We start from the raw sequence: 17,966 nt of genomic DNA on the forward strand, positions 1-17,966 counted from the left end.
CGAATCCGCGACCGACCACCGGCCGCTGGGGCGGCCGGTCGACCGGTAGGAAATCTCCTACCTATTGTGGGTGACATGGCGATCACACATGTGCAGCTCGTCTCGGTGCCGGTCAGCGACCAGGACCGGGCCCGCGACTTCTACGTCGACACGCTCGGCTTCGACCTGCAGGGCGACAACCCGATGGGGCCGGACCGGCGCTGGGTGCAGGTCGCGCCCAAGGGCGGCGCCACCGCGTTGACCCTGGTCACCTGGTTCCCGACCATGCCGCCCGGCTCGCTCAAGGGCCTGGTGCTGGAGACCGACGACCTCGACGCCGACGTGGCGACGCTGGCCGCCCGGGGCGTCCGCTTCGCCGACGGCGGGATCCAGCAGGCGCCCTGGGGGCGGTTCGTCACCTTCGACGACCCGGACGGCAACGGCATCGTGCTCCAGGCCACCGCCGGTGGCTGAACCGGACGTCTTCGCCGCGCTGGCCAACCCGACCCGGCGGGCCGTGCTCCGACTGCTGCTGGAGCGGGGTGAGCAGCCGGTGCACCGGCTGGCGGAGCACTTCGCCATGCGCCGGCCCAGCCTGTCGGAGCACCTGCGGGTGCTCAAGGAGGCCGGTCTGGTCGTCGAGCAGCCCGCCGGCCGGCAGCGGCTCTACTCGCTGCGACCCGAGCCGCTGCGCGAGGTCGTCGACTGGCTCACTCCGTACGAGCGGTTCTGGCGCGGCCGCCTCACGCAACTGCGCGAGGTGCTGGCGGAGGTGCCGGATGAATGACCCGGGCACCATCGCGGTGGACGAGTACCTGCCCCACCCGCCGGCCACGGTTTGGCGGGCGTTGACCGATTCCGATCTGCTCGCCCGCTGGCTCATGCCGAACGACTTCGTGCCGGAGGTGGGCCGCCGGTTCACCTTCCGTACCGACCCCCGGCCGGGTCAGGAGTTCGACGGCACAGTGCACTGCGAGGTGCTCGACCTCGACCCGCCACGCCTGCTGCGCTGGGCCTGGCGCGGTGGCCGGCTGGACACCGTGGTGACCTGGACGCTCGTCGCCGAGGGGCGCGGCACCCGGCTCTTCCTGGAGCACGCCGGCTTCGACCCGGACGACCCGATTCAGCGCCGCACCCGGGATCTGCTCGGCGGCGGCTGGCGCTCCCACCTCTTCGCCCGCCTCGCCCACGCCCTCACCACCCCCTGACCCCTCCGTCGGGGCGCGGGGCGCACCGGGGTGGGTCAGGTGGGGGTTGGGACGATGAGGGCGTGCAGGGCGACCGGGTCGGCCACCTCGGGCAGGTCCCGGGCGGCCAGCCAGGCCGCGGCGGCCGCGCCGTCCCCGGCGGAGCGGAGCGGCGCGTCCGGCCAGCGGCGGGCCGCCTCGACCCGCACCGCGGCGGCGAGCGGAGTGTCCCCGGTGAGTAGTCCGCCGCCCAGCACGAGCGGGCTGACCGCGCCGGCCGGGCGGATCCGCCGCACGCTCTCCACGAGGTGACCGGCGGCCTCGGTGATCAGGCGGGTCGCCGCCGGCTCGCCGGCCACCGCCGCGGCGACCACTCGCGGGGCCAGCCGGGCCAGCTCGACCGGCGGACGCCGGGTGACCGCCTGGATCAGCGTGTCGACGGTGTCCCGGGGGCGGGCCGCCACCTCGGGGGCGCCGAGCAGGTCGGCGAGCACCTGCTGGCCCAGCGCGTCGGGTGCCCGGCCGGAGTCCAGGTCGGCCAGCAGCCGGCGGACCGCCTCGCGGCCGAGCCAGAATCCGGAGCCGGCGTCGCCGAGCAGCCAGCCGTGGCCGTCGGCCACCCGGTCCAGGCGCAGCTCGTGGACCTCGGCGGCGATCGCGCCGGTGCCGGCGATGAGCACCGTGCCGTCCGGGGCGGCGGTGCCCGAGGCGTACGCGACCAGGGCGTCGCCGTGTACCACGTACGGGCAGCGCAGGCCGGCGTCGTGCCAGGCCCGGTCGAACGCCGCCCGCCCGGCGGGGTCGGCGAGCAGCCGCCCGGCTCCGGCGAGGCCGATGGTGCCGGCGCGGACGCGGCCGGGGTCGGTGTCGGCGAGCGCGCCGCGCAGCGCGGCGAGGAGTTCGGCGGCTGCCCGGTCGGCGCCGTGGCTGGTCGGGTTGCCGCCGCCGGCGCGTCCGTCGCCCAGTCGCCGGCCGTCCAGGGTGAGGGCGGTCGCCCGGGTGGACGTACCCCCGACGTCGAGACCAACCACGACGGTGTCGGACATCGGCTCGGGCCCCTCCTGCTGCGCTGCTGTGGCGCATTCATGCTGGTCGGCCCGGTGCCGGCAGGCAAGGTCGGCGACCGTCGTGCGGCTGCGCGCCAGGTAACAGTTTGAAAACTTCGCCCACGGTCTTGACACGGAGGGGCCGTCAGTAAGAACTTTTACCACTAACAGTTAACAGTCTTTTCCGAAAGGCGTCCCATGGTTGATCACGAGGTGGACACCTCCGCGGGGACCGCGGTGGTCGACGCCGACGCGTTCGACCGACGGGGCGCGCTGCCCTCCGACGGCGTGCTGGCCCGGGTGCGCGCCGGCGTCGACGAGCTGACCGGCGCGCTGCGCCGCGTCGCCGAGCACGTGCTGAGCGACCCGGAGGCGGCCGCCAGGGCGACCATAGTGGAACTGGCGGAGCGAAGTGGGACCTCGCCGGCCACGATCACCCGGTTCTGCCGGGCGATGGGCTTCGAGGGCTACGCCGACCTGCGGCTGGGCATCGCCGCCGAGACCGGGCGGGCCCGCTCGGCGGGCTGGACCGTCGACATCGGACGGGAGATCCAGCCCAACGACCCGCTGGAGCGGGTGCTCGACCAGATCATGGCCGCCGACACCCGGGCGATGCACGACACCGCCGCCCTGCTCGACCTCGCCGAGGTGGAGCGGGCCGCGGTGGCCATCGCCGGCGCCTCCCGGGTGAACATCTTCGGCGCCAGCGGCAGCGCGCTGGTCGGCGAGGAGATGCAGTTCAGCCTGCACCGCATCGGGGTGGCCGCGTGGGCCTGGAACGACGTGCACTCCGGGCTCGCCTCGGCCGCGCTGCTGCGCCCCGGCGACGTGGCGCTCGGCATCTCGCACACCGGGCAGACCCGGGAGACCATCGAGGTGCTCGCCGAGGCGGGCAGCCGCGGCGCCACCACCGTGGCGCTCACCGGCTTCCCCCGCTCGCCGCTGGCCGAGCTGGCCGACCTCGTGCTGGTCACCGCCAGCCAGGCGACCACCTTCCGGCCGGACGCGCTCTCCGCGCGGCACCCGCAGCTGGTCGTGCTCGACCTGCTCTACATCGCGGTGGCCCAACGCACCCACGACCGCGCCCACGCGGCCTTCCGGCGTACCGCCCAGGCCGTCGACGGGCACAAGGCCGCGAGGGAGGCCCGCGCATGATCAGCGCCCAGGGGTACGCGGAAGCGGTCCGTCCGGTGCTCGACCGGCTGGTCGACACCAGCGCGGACGGGATCGCCGCGGCGGCCGACCTGATCGCCGCGAGCCTGCGCGCCGGCGGTGTGCTCCAGGCGTTCGGGGCCGGGCACTCCGAGGCGTTCGCCGCCGAACTGGTCGCCCGGGCCGGCGGCCTGGTCCCCACCAACCGGCTCTCCATCCACGACCTGGTGCTGCACGGCGACGCCCCGCGCGACGTGCTCGCCGATCCGAAGCTGGAGCGCGACCCCACCATCGCCCACCAGCTCTACGCCCTCGCGGCCCCCCAGCCGCAGGACGTGTTCGTGGTGGCGTCCCAGTCCGGCATCAACGGCTCGGTGGTCGAGCTGGCGGCGCTGGTCACCGGGCGCGGTCACCCGTTGATCGCGGTCACCTCGGTCGAGCACACGGCACGGGTCGCCCCGCGGCACCCGTCCGGCCGGCGGCTCGCCGACCTCGCCGACGTCGTGCTGGACAACGGCGCGCCGTACGGCGACGCACTGCTGCCGCTCGAGGGCGGCGGCGCGGTCTGTGCGGTCTCGTCGGTCACCGCGGCGCTGCTGGCGCAGCTGCTGACCGCCGAGGTCGTACGACGGTTCCACCAGGCCGGAGAGGTACCCCCTATCTACCTCTCCGCCAACGTCCCCGGTGGGGACGAGCACAACCACGCCCTCGAGTCGCGGTACGCCGGGCGCCTCCGGCGGACCGCCTGACCCGAACACCTCAAGGAGAGACGACGATGTCGATTACCCCCGAGAACCCGGCCGACCTGAGCCGCCGCACCGTGCTGCGCCGGGCCGCCGCGGTCGGCCTGCTCGCCACCCCGGCCGCCGGCCTGCTGAGCGGCTGCGTGGCCGGCGGCGACGACGAGCCGACCGAGCAGGCCGCCGGTGAGAAGTCCGCGGAGAACCCGCTGGGCGTCAAGGACGACGCCGCCCTGGAGGTGGTCATCTTCAACGGTGGCCTGGGCACCAAGTACGCCACCGACGTGCACATCCCGTCGTACAAGAAGAAGTTCCCGAAGGCGGAGGTGAAGTTCTCCCAGGCCGAGGAGATCGCCACCGTCCTGCAGCCGCGGTTCACCAGCAACACCCCGCCGGACATGGTCAACAACGCCGGCTCGAAGCTGATGGACCAGGGCGCGCTGGTGCAGGCCGGCCAGGTGCAGGACCTCACCGAGCTGTTCGACGCCCCGTCGCTGGACAACGCGGGCACGAAGGTCAAGGACACCCTGATCCCCGGCACCGTCGAGCAGGGCACCTTCAACGGCAAGCCGTACGTGCTCAACTATGCCTTCACGGTCTTCGGGCTCTGGTACGACAGCGCCCTGTTCGAGAAGAACGGCTGGGCCGCGCCGAAGACCTGGACCGAGTTCACCGCGCTCTGCGACAAGATCAAGGCGGCCGGCATCACCCCGTACTCGTACGCCGGGGCGAACGCCGCGTACTACCAGTACCTGGTCATCCTGACCAGCGCCGCCAAGATCGGCGGGCCGGACGTGCTGAAGAACATCGACAACCTGGAGGACGGCGCCTGGCAGGCCGAGCCGGTCAAGCAGGCCGCGGCGGCCTGGGCCGAGATCGGCGCCAAGTACGGCAACAAGGCGCACCTGGGCCTCAAGCACACCGAGGTCCAGCTCCAGCAGAACCAGGGCAAGGTGGCGTTCTACCCCAGCGGCTCCTGGCTGGAGAACGAGCAGGCCAAGGACACCCCGCCCGGGTTCAAGTACGCGGTCATGCCGGTGCCCAGCGTGACCACCTCGGACAAGCTGCCGCAGACCGCGATCTACGCCGCGGCCGGCGAGATGTACTTCGTCGCCTCGAAGGGCAAGAACCCGCGCGGTGGCATGGAGTACCTGCGGCACATGCTCTCCAAGGAGGGTGCGAAGGGCTTCACCGAGCTGACCAAGGTGCTCACCGTGGTCAAGGGCGCGGTCGACGGCCTGGAGATCTCGCCCGGTCTCACCAGCGGCAACGCGATGCTGTCGGCGGCCGGCAGCGACTACTTCGCCTACCGCTTCGACACCTGGTACAAGAAGCTCGACGACGAGGCGCGGGCGGCCACCAACGAGCTGATGTTCAACGGCGGCACGGCCGACAAGTTCTGCGAGCGGATGCAGAAGGTCGCCGACGCGGTCAAGAAGGACTCGTCCATCGAGAAGTTCAAGCGCTGAGCCAGGCGTAGGAACGAGCGGAGACGACAACCATGCGGCATGGCAGGTACCCGTTCATCGTCGGCTTCCTGGCGGTGCCGGTCGCGATCTACGTGACCTTCGTCATCGGGCCGTACGCGCAGGCGTTCTATCTCGCCACCACCAACTGGCGGGGGGTGAGCGCCAACCCGAAGTTCATCGGCCTGGAGAACTTCGAGCGGCTGCTGTCCGACGACATCTTCTGGAAAGCGGTCCGGCACCACGGTGTCCTGCTGCTTGCCATGCCGCTGCTCACGATCGTCATCGCGCTCTTCTTCGCCTTCATGCTCAACGTGGGCGGGGGGAGCCGGGGCGGCGTGATGACCGGGGTCTGGGGGTCGAAGTTCTACCGGGTGGTGTTCTTCTTCCCCCAGGTCCTGGCCGTGGTCATCGTCGGTGTGATCTTCAGCCGGGTGTACGCCCCGGACGACAGCGGGCTGCTCAACGGCGCGCTGGGACTGTTCGGGCTGGATCCGGTGCTCTTCATGGCCAACCCCAAGATCGCGCTCTGGTCGATCGTGGGCGTGCTGGTCTGGCAGGCGGTCGGCTTTTACGTGGTGCTCTTCTCCGCCGGCATGGCCTCGGTGCCGAAGGACATCTACGAGGCGGCGACCATCGACGGGGCCGGGCGGGCCGCCATGTTCTTCAAGGTGACCCTGCCGCTGCTCTGGGACACCCTCCAGGTCGCCTGGGTCTACCTCGGTATCGCCGCGTTCGACGCGTTCGCCATCGTGCAGGTCCTCTCGGTCGACCAGGGCGGCCCGGACGGAGCCACCACGGTGCTGGGCATGGAGATCTACCGCAACGCGTTCAGCTACTCCCAGTTCGGCTACGCCTCGGCGATGGGCGTGGCGCTGTTCTTCCTGACGATCACGTTCGCGGCGCTCACCCTGCGCGTCAGCCGGCGTGACACGATCGAGCTGTAAGGCGGGGTCTGCGATGACGACAGAAATTGCACCGAGCGCCCCGGCCGCCCCGGCCGGCCCGGGCACCCCCGACCCCCGGCGGGGCCGGCTCGGCCGGCGGGGGCAGCGCGCCGAGGTCGGCCTGCTCAGCGGCCTCGGGCACATCGCCCTGCTGGTCTGGGCCATCCTCGTGGTCGCGCCGCTGGTCTGGACCATCCTCGCCTCGTTCAAGAGCAACACTGAGATCTTCCTGGGCAGCCCGTTCGCGCTGCCGGAGGTGTTCAACTTCGGCAGCTACGCCCGGGCATGGAGCGAGGCGAACGTCGGGCGGTACTTCCTCAACAGCGTCCTGGTGGTGTCGCTGAGCACCGCCGGCACCATGCTGTTCGGTTCGATGGCCGCGTACGTGCTGGCCCGCTATCCGTTCCCGGGCAACCGGGCGATCTACTACCTGTTCGTCTCCGGCCTGGCGTTCCCGGTCTTCCTCGCCCTGGTGCCGCTGTTCCTGGTGGTCAACAACCTGGGCCTGCTGAACACCTACACCGGCCTGATCCTGGTCTACATCGCCTACTCCTTGCCGTTCACCGTCTTCTTCCTGGCCGCGTTCTTCAAGACGTTGCCGCAGTCGGTGGCGGAGGCGGCGATGATCGACGGCGCGTCGCACACCCGGCTGTTCTTCCGGATCATGATGCCGATGGCCCGGCCGGGCCTGGTCAGCATCGCGATCTTCAACATCATCGGCCAGTGGAACCAGTACCTGCTGCCGGTGGCGCTGATGCAGGGCGAGGGCGCCGACCAGAAGTGGGTGCTGACCCAGGGCATCGCCAGCATCTCCACCTCGGCCGGCTACGAGGCCGACTGGGCGGCCCTGTTCGCCGCGCTCACCCTGTCGATCCTGCCGATGATCATCGTCTACGCCATCTTCCAGCGCCAGATCCAGTCCGGCCTCACCTCCGGCGCCGTCAAGTAACCCACCCCGGACCCCGGACCCCGACCCTCGGACCCCGACGCCCGGCTCGTTCACGGAAAGAGTGGCCATTCCCCGTGGAATGGCCACTCTTTCCGTGCACGAGCGCCGTTGGGGTGGCGGGGGCGGGTGGGGTGGCGGGAGTGTCGCACGGGCGAGGCAGAATCGCGTCCGTGCTGGTGGCGGTGGTGTCCGACGAGCGGGGCGGGGGCGCCCTGCGACCGCTCGACGCCGCCGGCCGCCCCACCGGCCCGGTCGAGCCGGCCGCCGATCTGGCCGCCGCGGTGGCCGCCCGGGAGCGGGCCGAGCACCCCCGGTGGGTCTGGGCGTCCGGGGCCGCCGTCTACCCGGCCCTGTTGCGCGCCGGGGTGCGGGTCGAACGCTGCCACGACGTGGAGCTGACCGAGGGGCTGCTGCTCGGCCACGCCGGCCGCTGGGGCGAACCGCGGTCGTTCGCCGCCGCCTGGGCCCGGCGCACCGGCGCCCCGGTGCCGGCCGACCCGCCGCCGCGCCCGGCCGCCCCGCCCGGCCACGGGCAGGACGCGCTCTTCGACACCCTGCCCGGCCCGCCGGGGCCGGGCCTCGACGCCCTGGTCGAGGTGTACGCCGACCAGCTCGCCCGGATCGCCGCCACCGAGCATCCCGGCCGGTTCCGGCTGCTGGTCGCCGCCGAGTCGGCCGGCGCGCTGATCGCTGTCGAGATGGGCGCGGCCGGGCTGCCCTGGCGGGCGGAGGTGCACGACGAGATCCTCGCCGAGCTGCTCGGCGAGCCGTCCCCGGTCGGCGGCCCACCCCGCCGGCTGGCCGAGTTGGCCGCCCGGATCGCCGACGCGTTCGGCGTACGCCAGCTGCACGCCGACTCCCCGGCGGAGCTGTTGCGGGCGTTCGCCCGGGCCGGCGTGGAGCTGCCCAACACCCGGGCCTGGGTGCTGCGCGGGGTGGACCACCCGGCGGTGCCGCTGGTCCTGGAATACAAGGAGCTCTACCGGATCTGGACGGCGCACGGCTGGGCCTGGCGCGACGCCTGGGTGCGCGACGGCCGGTTCCAGCCGGAGTACGTGCCCGGCGGGGTGGTCTCCGGCCGGTGGGCGACCCGGGGCGGCGGCGCGTTGCAGATCCCGAAGGTGATCCGGCGGGCGGTGGTGGCTGACTCCGGCTGGCGGTTCGTGGTCGCCGACGCCGGCCAGTTGGAGCCTCGGGTGCTCGCCGCGGTCTCCGGCGACGCCCGGCTCGCCGCGGCCGGCGGGGCCGGCGACCTCTACGCCGCGCTCGCCCAGGACGCGTTCGGCGGCGACCGGGGCCGCGCCAAGGTGGCCCTGCTCGGCGCGATGTACGGGCAGACCGGCGGGGCGGCGGTGCCGGCGCTGGCGGTGCTGCGCCGCAGCTACCCGACGGGGTTCGGCTACGTCGAGGCGGCGGCCCGCACGGGCGAGGCCGGCGGGCTGGTCCGGTCCTGGCTCGGGCGCACCTGTCCACCGGGGACGGCCGGCTTCGCCGACGGCGAGGAGGGCGACCCGGACGCCGGGGCCGACCCGCAGTCGACCCGGGCGCGGGCGGCGCGTTCCCGGGGCCGGTTCACCCGCAACTTCGTCATCCAGGCCACCGCCGCCGAGTGGGCCGCCACGCTGCTGGCCACCCTCCGCGGCGAGCTGGCCGGCAGCGACGCCGAGCTGGTCTTCTTCCAGCACGACGAGGTGATCGTGCACTGCCCGGCCGACCTGGCCGGGGCGGTGGCCGAGGCGGTGCGCCGGGCCGGCGAGCGGGCCACGACGCTGCTGTTCGGCGACACGCCGGTGCGGTTCCCGCTCGATCTGTCCATCGTCGACTGCTACGCCGACGCGGACTGACGCTCGGCTGACGCGGGCGGCGGATCCGTCGCGGCGCACCACCCCCGGCCCCGCCCGCGCTGACCACCGGCTCAGCTTATGGTGATCAGTCCGGTGGATAACGGTTGCACTATTTTCCCTTTTCGCCCCGCTACCCGATCCGCCCCCTCCTCGTTGCTCCCGATGTCCGTACGACGGAGCGGGCCGTGCCCCCTGGGCCACGGTCCGCTCCACGGTAAAGGGGGCGCAGCGCTGAACCGGATCGCAGGAATGATCATCGCCGCGGGCGGCGGCCGCCGCATCGGTGGCCCGGAAGCCCTGCTGCACCAGGGCGAGAAGCCGCTGGTCAGCCGGATGATCGACACGATGGCCGAGGCGGGCTGCGCACCGCTGGTGGTCGTACTGGGCGCCGCGGCCGACCAGGTGCGCGAGACGGCGGACCTGACCGGGGCCACCGTGGTGGTCAACCGGGCCTGGGGGACCGGCGTCGGGTCGTCCATCCGCGCCGGCCTGGCCGCGCTGGACGACGAGGCGATCGAGGCGGTCGTGGTGGTGCCGGTCGACATGCCCGGCCTGACCGCCGCCGCAGTGCGCCGGGTGGTCGCCCTGCCGTACCCGGACGTGCTGGTCTGCGCCACCTACGGCGGGCTGCGCGGCTACCCGATGCTGTTCGGCCGCCGGCACTGGTCCGGCATCGCCACCCTGGCCAGCGCCGACGTCGGCGCCCGGCCCTACCTGCTGGCGCACAAGGACCAGATCGTCGACATCTCGTGCGACTCGGTGGCCGACGGCAGCCGGGTCGACACCCCGGAGCTGATGGCGCTCTACGGCCTCACCGTCCCGCCCCAGCGCGTCGGCGTCTAGGCCACGCAACCGCGGGTGGGGGTCCGCGGCCCTCGCGGCCGGTCGGACCGGGATATCGTCACCCCGGGCGGCTCCGCGCCGCGCACGGGGGAGGTCCGATGTACGTCGCGATCGGCCGGCACGTCGCCGGGGCGCTGACCGCCTGGCTGGTGTTCACCGCCGAGGGTCTGGTCGGCTGTCTCGCCCTGCTCGGCTACGCGCTGGTCACCGGCGCCGACCCCGGCGGCCCGCTGGCCGGGCCGCTGCTGCTGCTGATCGCCGCCCTGCTCGGGGCCGTCCTGGTGCCGTTGCTCTTCGCGCCGGCGGTGCTGCTCGGTGAGGCGGTCGGGCGGCGGCGCAACCCCTTGGTCGGCACGTTGACCGGCACCGCGGCGGCGATGCTGCTGGCGGCCCTGTACGCCGCCGGCGTCGGGGTGGCCACCGACGGGTCCCCGGCCGGCGTCGTACTGGCCTGCGTGCTCGCCGCGCTCGCCGTGGTGTGCCCGGTGCTGGCCTACACCCTGACCGTCCGCGCTGGCCGGTGGGCCGAGCGGGTGCTCGGCCGCCGGATAGCCCGGTCCGCGCCGGCCGCGCCGGTCACCGGAGAGGGCGTGACCCCGTAGGCGTGGCACGTCCATCGGTCGACCTGGTGCCCGCCGACACGCCGGCCGAGTCGCTGACCCACAACACTCTCAACGGGGTGACCGGCGGCATCTGGCGTACCTGCCGCGAGGGGCGGCCGGCCGTGCTGAAGCTGCTCGCCCCGCCCGGCCGGCCGGGCCCGACGCACTGGGCGGGCAGCACCGACCCGGGCCACTGGAACTACTGGCGGCGCGAGGTCGAGGCGTACCGCAGCGGGCTGGCCGCCACCGCGTACCCCGGACTGGCCGCTCCGGCGCCGCTCGCCATCGACGACCGGCCGGACGGGACGGTGGCGCTCTGGCTGACCGACGTGCCCGGCCGGCCCGGCACCACCTGCTCGGCCGCCGATCTCGGCGAGGTGGCCGGCCGGCTCGGCGCGGGGCACGCCCGCTGGCTGGCCGACCCGGGCCGCACCGGGACGAACCGGACGCCGGGCTGGCTGGCCCGGGACTGGCTGCGCGACTACACGCTCAGCCGGCCGGTGCCCGAACCGGTGCCGTGGGAGCACCCGGTGGCCGTCGCCGCCTGGCCGGCGTCGCTGCGGGCGGGCCTGCGCCGGCTCTGGCAGCGGCGGCACGCCGTGCTGGCCGCCACCGACCGGCTGCCGCGCACCCTCTGCCACCACGACGTGTGGCCGATGAACCTGGTCTTTGCCGACACCGGTCCGGTGCTGCTCGACTGGTCGGGGGTGGGGCCGGGCCCGATCGGCGAGGACGCGGCCAACCTGGTGCTGGACACGTTCCTCGACGGGCTGGTCGACGTCGCGCTGCTCGACGAGGTGGCGGCCATCGTGCTCGACGGGTACCGGGCCGGCCTGGGCCGCGCGGTCGACCCGGCGACGGTCACCCGCGCGGTCCGGCTCACCGGGGCGGCCAAGTACGTCTGGCTGGCCCCGTTGATGCTCACCCGGCTGGGCGGCCCGACCGGGCAGACCTACGACCGGCGCGACGAGGCCGAGATGATGGCCGGTCGCCGTCCGGTGCTGGAGCTGCTGGTCCGCTGGGCCGCCACCGGGCTCGACTGAGTGGCGGGTCAGTCCAACTGGAACAGGGCGGCGGCGTTGTGCCAGCAGACCGCACGCAGCCAGTCGTCGCCGAGGTCGAGCCGGGCCAGCCCGGCCAGCTGCTCGGCGTACGGGTAGGGAATGTTGGGGAAGTCGCTGCCCAGCAGCACCTTGCCGGCCAGCCCGAGCGCCCGCAGCCGGGGCAGCTCGTCGGTGGGGAAGGGCACGAACCGGTGGAAGAACGAGGTGAAGGCCATCGTGGTGTCCAGCCGCACCCGCTCGTACGCCTCGGCCAGGTCGAGGAAGGCCCGGTAGTCCGGCGCGCCCAGGTGAGCCACCACCGCGGTCAGCCGCGGGTGACGGGCGAGCAGCGCGGCGAACGGGTCCGGCCCGGTGTGCGCGGTGCCGACCGGGGCGTGCCCGGCGTGCACCACGACCGGCACCCCGGCGTCGGCGAGCAGCCCCCAGACCGGGTCCAGCGCGGGATCGGTCGGCGCGAACCCGCCGACCTGCACGTGCACCTTGAACACCCGGGCACCGCCGGCCAGCGCGTCGGCGACGTACCGGGCGGCCGACGGCTCCGGGAAGAAGGTGGCCGAGGGGAGGCAGCCCGGGGTGGTGCGGGCGAAGTCGAGCGTCCACCGGTTCAGCTCCACCGCCATGCCGGGCCGGTGGGCGTACGCCAGGGCGCTGAACGCCCGGACGCCGAGCCGGCGCAGGTGCGCCACCCGTTCCGAGTCGCTCCACCGGTAGCGGATCGGCCACTCGGTGCCCACCAGCGGCCCGGCCGCGTCGAAGTACGCCCACACCCGGCGCAGCAGCCGGGGCGGCAGGAAGTGCACGTGCACGTCGGCCAGCCCGGGCAGGCCCAGCCCGCGCCAGAACGCCGGCACCTCGGCGTCGTCGGCCCCGGACAGCGGTGCCGCGGGGGTGGGCCGGCCGGTCATATCTGGATGTTGAAGCGTTGCAGCACCGACGGGGCGACCAGCCCGGCGGCGGCGAGCACCGCGATCACGGTCAGCGCGGCGCGCACCACGACCACCTCGGTCTTGCTGCCGGCCCGCAGCGCGATGCTGTTCGGCAGGCCGATCATCGTCCACATCCGGCGTTTGATCGGGATCGGCCAGAGGATCGGCACTCCGGCCTTGGTGATCATGTCGCCGAGGATGTGCACGAAGCAGCCAACGCCGACGGCGGTGCCGATCAGCGGATAACCCCGCCCGCCGGGCAGGTTGGCGGCGACGAACCAGGCCGCGCCGGCGGACACCAGGGTGACGATCACCCAGCCGGCCCGCTCCGCCCACTCGTCGAACAGCCCGCGCAACGCCAACCCGATCATGAAGAACAGGATGCCGATCACCGCCCACTTGCCGTACGCGGCGCAGAGCGCGGTGGTGCCCCAGCCGACCAGCAGGGTGAACGGGATGGTGTGGGTCAGCGTGCGGTGCCCGTTGCTGCGGCGCGGGTCGCGGCTGAGTTTGGTCGCGTAGTAGACGCCGAGTGAGATCTTCTCCATCACCTCGGCGATGAACAGGGAGAACACCCCGAAGGTGCGGGCCACGGTGGCGCCGCCCTGGTTGCGGGTGACCTTGCCGGACAGGTCGAGGTCGGGGAAGAGGGCGCCACCGGCGCAGACCGCCGTCCCGACGGCGAGCGCGAGTGGGGACTGGTGGTAGTCGGCGAAGTGGTCCAGCGCCCACGACCCGGCCAGCCACACCGCCGCGCCGGACAGCGCGTGGGATGGTCCCATCATCTCGGCTCACCCTCCCCAGGGATCTTGAGCGCCAAAACTACGCCACTGTAGTTCAGAGCCGTGCCGCGCGGGCATCACCCGGACGGGTCCACAGGGGACGGTGTCAGGGCAGGGGGGTGAAGCTCTGCCGGATCATCGCGAAGTATGCCGTGTTGACCTGCCAGTCGAACTCTTTTGTCAGCCACGAGACGATGTACGCCCGGTCGGCGGAGACGTTCGCCAGTAGCCGCCCGGTGTGCACCCGGTCGCCGGTCGCGCCGATCCAGGCGCACTCCCAGATCGCGGCGCCCCGGAACATGTCCAGCGCCGCGATGTCGTACCGCTGGTAGCCGGGGAGCGACCCGCCCCCGGTGAGCCGCCGCTCCTCCGCCCGCCACCAGGCGGCCGGGTCGGCGCGTCGAGGGCCGGCCTCCACGCTCAGCACCCGGGCCCCGTCCGGCTCCCGGAAGCAGGTCGCCGCGCCGTCGGTCCAGCGCAGCCAGGCCACCGGGGCGGCGATCCGGTAGCCGGCCGGGTCCACGTGCCAGGTCCAGTTGTCCACCAGCCGGAACGCGCCCGCCGGCGCGGGCACCGACGGCACCGGCGCGGCCCCGGGCGGGGGCGCCGCCGCACAGGCGAACGCGGCCGGCCGGGGGACGGCGGTGGTGCCGGCGCCGGAACCGGACGGGGCCGTCGGCGGCTCGCCGGTCCGGGCCGCCAGGCTGAGCGCGACGCCGACCGTGGCGAGCAGGGCGGCGGCGGTACCCGCCGCGACCAGCCGCCGCGGCCGCGCCCACCGGGCGGCCGGCGCCCACCGGGCGGTCCGCGTCCACCGGGCGGTCCGCGCCCACCGGGCGGTCCGCGCCCGCGACCCGGCCGGCGCCGCCCGCGCCGGTGGTGGGCCACCGCCCGGGTCCGTGCCGGCCGGGCCGGCACCGGCCGCCGGCCGGGTCGGCCTTGCCGGCTCGGACCGGGCCGGCTCGGATGGCGATGGCGGGGCCGGGTCGGACGGCGATGGCCGGGCCGGCTCCGCCGGTGGCGACAGGACCGGCTCCGCCGGTGGCGGCGAGGCGGTGACCGGCCGGTCCAGGTCCGCGGCGGCGGCGCGCAGCAGCGGCTCGGCCTCGATGGCGGTCAACCGCCGCCACGGGTCCCGTTGCAGCAGTCCGGTGAGGACCGGCCGGAGCACTCCGGCCCGGCGCATCGGGTCCGGCGGCTCGGTGGCCAGCGCGCTCAACGTCGCCATCGCGCTGGGCCGGGCGTACGGGGCCCGCCCCTCGACGGCCGCGTAGAGGGTCGCGCCCAGCGACCACAGGTCGGTACGCGGATCGGAGACGCCGTCCCGGGCCCGCTCCGGGGCGACGAACTGCGGCGAGCCGAGCACCATGCCCGGGCCGGTCATCGCCCCGTCCCCGCCGGCGAAGGTGGCCAACCCGAAGTCGGTGAGCACCACCCGGCCGTCGTCGGCGACCAGCACGTTGTGCGGCTTCACGTCCCGGTGCAGCACCCCGGCGGCGTGCGCGGCACGCAACGCGGCGAGCACCGCCAGCCCGATCCGGGCGGTACGGCGCGCGCTCAGCGGCCCGTCGGTGGCGAGGAGCTGGTGCACCGAGCGGGACCGCACGTACTCCATCACGATCCACGGGCTGTCCCCGTCGTGCACCACGTCGTAGATCCGGACCACGTTCGGGTGGTTGAGCCGGGCCGCGGTGCGCGCCTCGCGCAGCGTCCGCAGCCGCACCTCGTCGCGTTCGGATTCGGTCAGCCAGGCCGGCGGCCGGATCTCCTTGACCGCGACGTCCCGGTGCAGCATCTCGTCCCGGGCCAGCCAGACCCGGCCCATCCCCCCGGTCCCGACCAGGTCCAGCAGCCGGTACCGTCCCGCGATCAGCCGCTGCCGCACCGTTCCGCGTTCCCTCCCGGTCACTCCGGGTCACACGATAGTCAGCGCAGCGCGGTTTCTCATCCACCGCCGGCCGGCGTCCGGTCCGGCGGCGGTCTCCGCCCCGGCCGTCAGCCGACGGCGTCGGCCTGCACGACGTCGAGGACGCCGAGCAGGTTGGCCAGGGCGAGCGCCTCGGCCCGGGTCAACCGCAGATCGCAGCTGCGGTCCGGGTCGGTGGGATCGTCGTGGACCAGCCGGCGCACCCCGCCGGCGTGGTGGGTGACCACGCCGACCTGGCGGCCCTGCTCGGTGGTGAATGTGTGGCGCAGCCCGATCCCGGGCAGCGGCACGACCTCGATCTGCATGGCGTTGCTCCCGCTCCTCTCGCTGGGTCAGGCGACCGGCTGACCGGGCCGGTCGGGGTGCGGCGGGCGGGTCTGCGCCAGCAGGGCGAGCCCCTGGATGGTGGCGAGCCGGACGTCGGCGGGCATGGTGACGGCGCGGCTGGTGAGCGCGGCGAGCCGGGCGGCGACGCCGATGGTGGCCGCGCCGCCGCCGGTGACGAGCAGCCGTCGCGGGCCCGGCCGGTGGGTGTGCTCGCCGAGCCGCCGGACGGCCGCGGCGATGGCGGGCACCTGGTCGACGTCGTTCGACCCGTCGGTCCGGGCCGCGGCGGTGACGGTGCCGTCGGTGATCCGGACGACCTCGGTGCGGCCCTGTCCGATGTCGACCACCACCAGGTCCTCGGTGTCCAGGCCGACCCGGCAGGCCAGCGCCGCGGCCAGCGGTTCCTCCACGGTGCTGACCCGCCCACCGGTCGCCCGCCGTACGGCCGCGGTCAGCCGCTGCTGCTGGCGCAGGGTGGCGGTGGCGGGCACCCCGACCAGCACGGGAGTGTGCGGCGCGCCGGAGCCCGCGTGCGCGACGGTCAGCACCCGGAGCAGGTGCACACAGGCGGCGAAGTGGTCCACGACGCCGTGCCGCAGCGGCCACACCAGCGGGGCGCCGGTGCGGTCCGCCAGCTCGACGGCGGCCCGGCCGACGGCGCGTCGGGAACCGGGCGGTCCCCAGGCGACGACCGTCGGCTCCTCGACCACCCGCCCGAGGGCGGGCGACCAGATCCGTACGTGGGCCGTGCCCAGGTCGATGGTGAGTATCTGCCGCAGCCCCTCACGGGCGTAGGCGCCGGGGTTGAGCATGTCAGCACCCTTCCGGGCGGGTCGTGCCGCCGGCCGGAGCTGGTCGCGACCGGCGGCGGGTGCTGCCAGGGCAGGCCGGTACGCGGCCGGCTCGGGACAGCGGAGGAGGACCGACGGCCGCGAGGGCCGCGGGGCGGGACGTCAGGCGATGCCGAGCCGCCGCGGCGGAGCCCGGTCCGCCGACCACGCCGGGACGCAGCCCGGGACCGCCCGCTTCGCCAGCCGGAAGACGATGCACAGCCCGACCGCGCGGCCGGGCGAGAAGATCACCGAGAGTACGGCGGCGACGACCAGCATCGGCAGCGCGGCGGGCTGCTCGACGGTTCGTCGCTGCTGAGGGACTCGCATGCGGCACACCATAGCCGCGTCGGACGCGTACCGGCCAACCGTCGCCGCCGCGCCCGCCGCCTTGCCGACGGCCGGAAAACTGCGGGCCGGTTGTTGGCCCGCCGGCTCCGCTGTCGCCGCGCGACCGCCGACCCAAGCTGGAGGTCGTCTCGGGCGAAAGTGAGGGCGGCATGCCGGCCAGGACCACCGTCGATCGACCGCAGGACGGCGCCCACCGCGGCCCGGTCGCCGCAGGCCGCGGCGGTACGGCGCCGGTACTGCTGGCGGTCGACGCCGGCAGCTCACAACTGCGGCTGTGGGGTCTGGGCCACGGCACGGTCAACGTCCCCACCGGAGGCGGCCCCGGCCAGGGAGCGCCACTGGTGCGACGCGGACGCCTCGTCGACGCCCCGGCCTGCACCAGCGCGCTGCGCCAACTGCTGCAGCGCTTCCGTCCCACGGTCGAGGTGGAGCCGCTGGTCGTCGCCTGCCGCCCGGTCTCCGCCACGCCGGCCGACGAGTACGCCCTGCGGCAGGTCGTCACCGCCGCGCTCGCACCGCGTCGACTGCTGTTCATCGACACCGTCCGGGCCGCCGCCATCGGCGCCGGCGCGGCCGCCGGCGCCCTGCTGCTGGCCGACGTCGGCGCGCAGATCACCGAGATCGGCCTCCTCGACGACGGGCAGCTGGTCGCCGCCCGCCGTACCGACTTCGGCACCCGCGACGTCAAGGACGGCACCACCGTGCAGATGCTGGCCGCCGTCGTCGCCCGGCTGGTCCGCGAGATCTACCAGCAGCCGGCCGTCCGGCCGACCGCCGTCGCGGCGCTGGCCCGGGGCATGGTGCTGGTCGGTGACGGGGCGGCCCGACCCGACCTGATCGCGGCCCTGTCCCAGACCCTGCGGATCGCGGTGCAGCCCGCCGCCGCGCCGTACACCGCCGCGCTCACCGGCGCCGGCCTGGCCGCGATGGCCGCCGCCCGCCACCCCCGCGACGGCGCCACCCCGCCGGCCCCGGCGCCGACCGGTACACCGTGACGGTCGGCG

The 17,966-nt window shown here is 74.5% G+C and carries 20 protein-coding genes; 13 read left to right on the forward strand and 7 right to left on the reverse strand.

All coding sequences use genetic code 11. The features are described 5' to 3' along the window. The first annotated feature begins 75 nt into the window (after positions 1-75). From GA0070609_RS06630 to GA0070609_RS06640, 3 genes are read left to right on the forward strand one after another with little or no spacing between them, the layout of a single operon-like run. Complete coding sequence (locus tag GA0070609_RS06630; RefSeq protein WP_088992987.1) at positions 76-453, forward strand: glyoxalase superfamily protein; 378 nt, start codon at positions 76-78, stop codon at positions 451-453. Beyond that, complete coding sequence (locus GA0070609_RS06635) at positions 446-766, forward strand: ArsR/SmtB family transcription factor (protein WP_088992988.1); 321 nt, start codon at positions 446-448, stop codon at positions 764-766. Before GA0070609_RS06630 ends, GA0070609_RS06635 begins: the two co-directional genes overlap by 8 nt. After that, positions 759-1,187: an SRPBCC family protein gene (locus GA0070609_RS06640; protein WP_088992989.1), complete on the forward strand. Its 429-nt coding sequence runs from the start codon at positions 759-761 to the stop codon at positions 1,185-1,187. Before GA0070609_RS06635 ends, GA0070609_RS06640 begins: the two co-directional genes overlap by 8 nt. Before the next feature lie 35 nt (positions 1,188-1,222). Here the strand turns inward: GA0070609_RS06640 and GA0070609_RS06645 are convergent, their stop codons facing one another. Next, on the reverse strand, positions 1,223-2,212 hold the full coding sequence (locus tag GA0070609_RS06645; RefSeq protein ID WP_088992990.1) for an N-acetylglucosamine kinase: 990 nt from the start codon (positions 2,210-2,212) through the stop codon (positions 1,223-1,225). A 198-nt stretch (positions 2,213-2,410) separates the two neighbouring features. On the opposite strand from GA0070609_RS06645, the gene GA0070609_RS06650 reads away from it, so the two are divergent. The 9 genes from GA0070609_RS06650 (at position 2,411) to GA0070609_RS06690 (ending at position 11,798) form a co-directional block, all read left to right on the forward strand. Beyond that, entirely contained in the window at positions 2,411-3,367 is a 957-nt protein-coding gene (locus GA0070609_RS06650) for a MurR/RpiR family transcriptional regulator (protein ID WP_088992991.1), read from the forward strand. Continuing rightward, positions 3,364-4,113, forward strand: a complete 750-nt coding sequence (locus GA0070609_RS06655; protein ID WP_088992992.1) for a sugar isomerase domain-containing protein — start codon at positions 3,364-3,366, stop codon at positions 4,111-4,113. The genes GA0070609_RS06650 and GA0070609_RS06655 overlap by 4 nt, the downstream gene beginning before the upstream one ends. A 26-nt stretch (positions 4,114-4,139) precedes the next feature. After that, on the forward strand, positions 4,140-5,573 hold the full coding sequence (ngcE, locus tag GA0070609_RS06660; protein ID WP_088992993.1) for an N-acetylglucosamine/diacetylchitobiose ABC transporter substrate-binding protein: 1,434 nt from the start codon (positions 4,140-4,142) through the stop codon (positions 5,571-5,573). Positions 5,574-5,605: 32 nt separating this feature from the next. Continuing rightward, the gene (locus GA0070609_RS06665; protein ID WP_088992994.1) at positions 5,606-6,517 is read left to right on the forward strand and encodes a carbohydrate ABC transporter permease; all 912 of its coding nucleotides are present in this window, start codon (positions 5,606-5,608) and stop codon (positions 6,515-6,517) included. Between the two features lie 13 nt (positions 6,518-6,530). Then, on the forward strand, positions 6,531-7,466 hold the full coding sequence (locus tag GA0070609_RS06670) for a carbohydrate ABC transporter permease (protein WP_088992995.1): 936 nt from the start codon (positions 6,531-6,533) through the stop codon (positions 7,464-7,466). A gap of 140 nt (positions 7,467-7,606) precedes the next feature. Next, positions 7,607-9,310, forward strand: coding sequence for a bifunctional 3'-5' exonuclease/DNA polymerase (locus GA0070609_RS06675; protein WP_088992996.1), 1,704 nt, complete (start codon positions 7,607-7,609; stop codon positions 9,308-9,310). Positions 9,311-9,559: 249 nt separating this feature from the next. After that, entirely contained in the window at positions 9,560-10,153 is a 594-nt protein-coding gene (locus tag GA0070609_RS06680; RefSeq protein WP_088992997.1) for a nucleotidyltransferase family protein, read from the forward strand. Between the two features lie 98 nt (positions 10,154-10,251). Further along, positions 10,252-10,755 (forward strand): hypothetical protein, encoded by a 504-nt coding sequence (locus tag GA0070609_RS06685; RefSeq protein WP_088992998.1) that lies wholly within the window; start codon positions 10,252-10,254, stop codon positions 10,753-10,755. Between the two features lie 2 nt (positions 10,756-10,757). Continuing rightward, complete coding sequence (locus GA0070609_RS06690) at positions 10,758-11,798, forward strand: phosphotransferase (protein ID WP_088992999.1); 1,041 nt, start codon at positions 10,758-10,760, stop codon at positions 11,796-11,798. Positions 11,799-11,806: 8 nt separating this feature from the next. Here GA0070609_RS06690 and GA0070609_RS06695 read toward each other — a convergent pair whose 3' ends face one another. From GA0070609_RS06695 to GA0070609_RS06720, 6 genes are all read right to left on the reverse strand, one after another. Next, complete coding sequence (locus tag GA0070609_RS06695; RefSeq protein WP_088993000.1) at positions 11,807-12,724, reverse strand: amidohydrolase family protein; 918 nt, start codon at positions 12,722-12,724, stop codon at positions 11,807-11,809. Beyond that, positions 12,721-13,530: a metal-dependent hydrolase gene (locus GA0070609_RS06700; RefSeq protein ID WP_088993001.1), complete on the reverse strand. Its 810-nt coding sequence runs from the start codon at positions 13,528-13,530 to the stop codon at positions 12,721-12,723. The genes GA0070609_RS06695 and GA0070609_RS06700 overlap by 4 nt, the downstream gene beginning before the upstream one ends. Positions 13,531-13,633: 103 nt before the next feature. Next, positions 13,634-15,436: a serine/threonine-protein kinase gene (locus GA0070609_RS34105; protein ID WP_231928555.1), complete on the reverse strand. Its 1,803-nt coding sequence runs from the start codon at positions 15,434-15,436 to the stop codon at positions 13,634-13,636. Positions 15,437-15,522: 86 nt separating this feature from the next. Further along, entirely contained in the window at positions 15,523-15,759 is a 237-nt protein-coding gene (locus tag GA0070609_RS06710; RefSeq protein WP_088993002.1) for a potassium transporter TrkA, read from the reverse strand. Between the two features lie 27 nt (positions 15,760-15,786). Beyond that, positions 15,787-16,593, reverse strand: coding sequence for a rod shape-determining protein (locus GA0070609_RS06715; RefSeq protein WP_088993003.1), 807 nt, complete (start codon positions 16,591-16,593; stop codon positions 15,787-15,789). Between the two features lie 141 nt (positions 16,594-16,734). Next, positions 16,735-16,941, reverse strand: coding sequence for a hypothetical protein (locus GA0070609_RS06720; RefSeq protein WP_088993004.1), 207 nt, complete (start codon positions 16,939-16,941; stop codon positions 16,735-16,737). A gap of 170 nt (positions 16,942-17,111) precedes the next feature. On the opposite strand from GA0070609_RS06720, the gene GA0070609_RS06725 reads away from it, so the two are divergent. Further along, positions 17,112-17,957: a rod shape-determining protein gene (locus GA0070609_RS06725; protein ID WP_088993005.1), complete on the forward strand. Its 846-nt coding sequence runs from the start codon at positions 17,112-17,114 to the stop codon at positions 17,955-17,957. Positions 17,958-17,966: the final 9 nt, after the last annotated feature.

It is taken from the genome of Micromonospora echinaurantiaca, assembly GCF_900090235.1.
GTDB classification, from domain to species: Bacteria; Actinomycetota; Actinomycetes; order Mycobacteriales; family Micromonosporaceae; genus Micromonospora; species Micromonospora echinaurantiaca.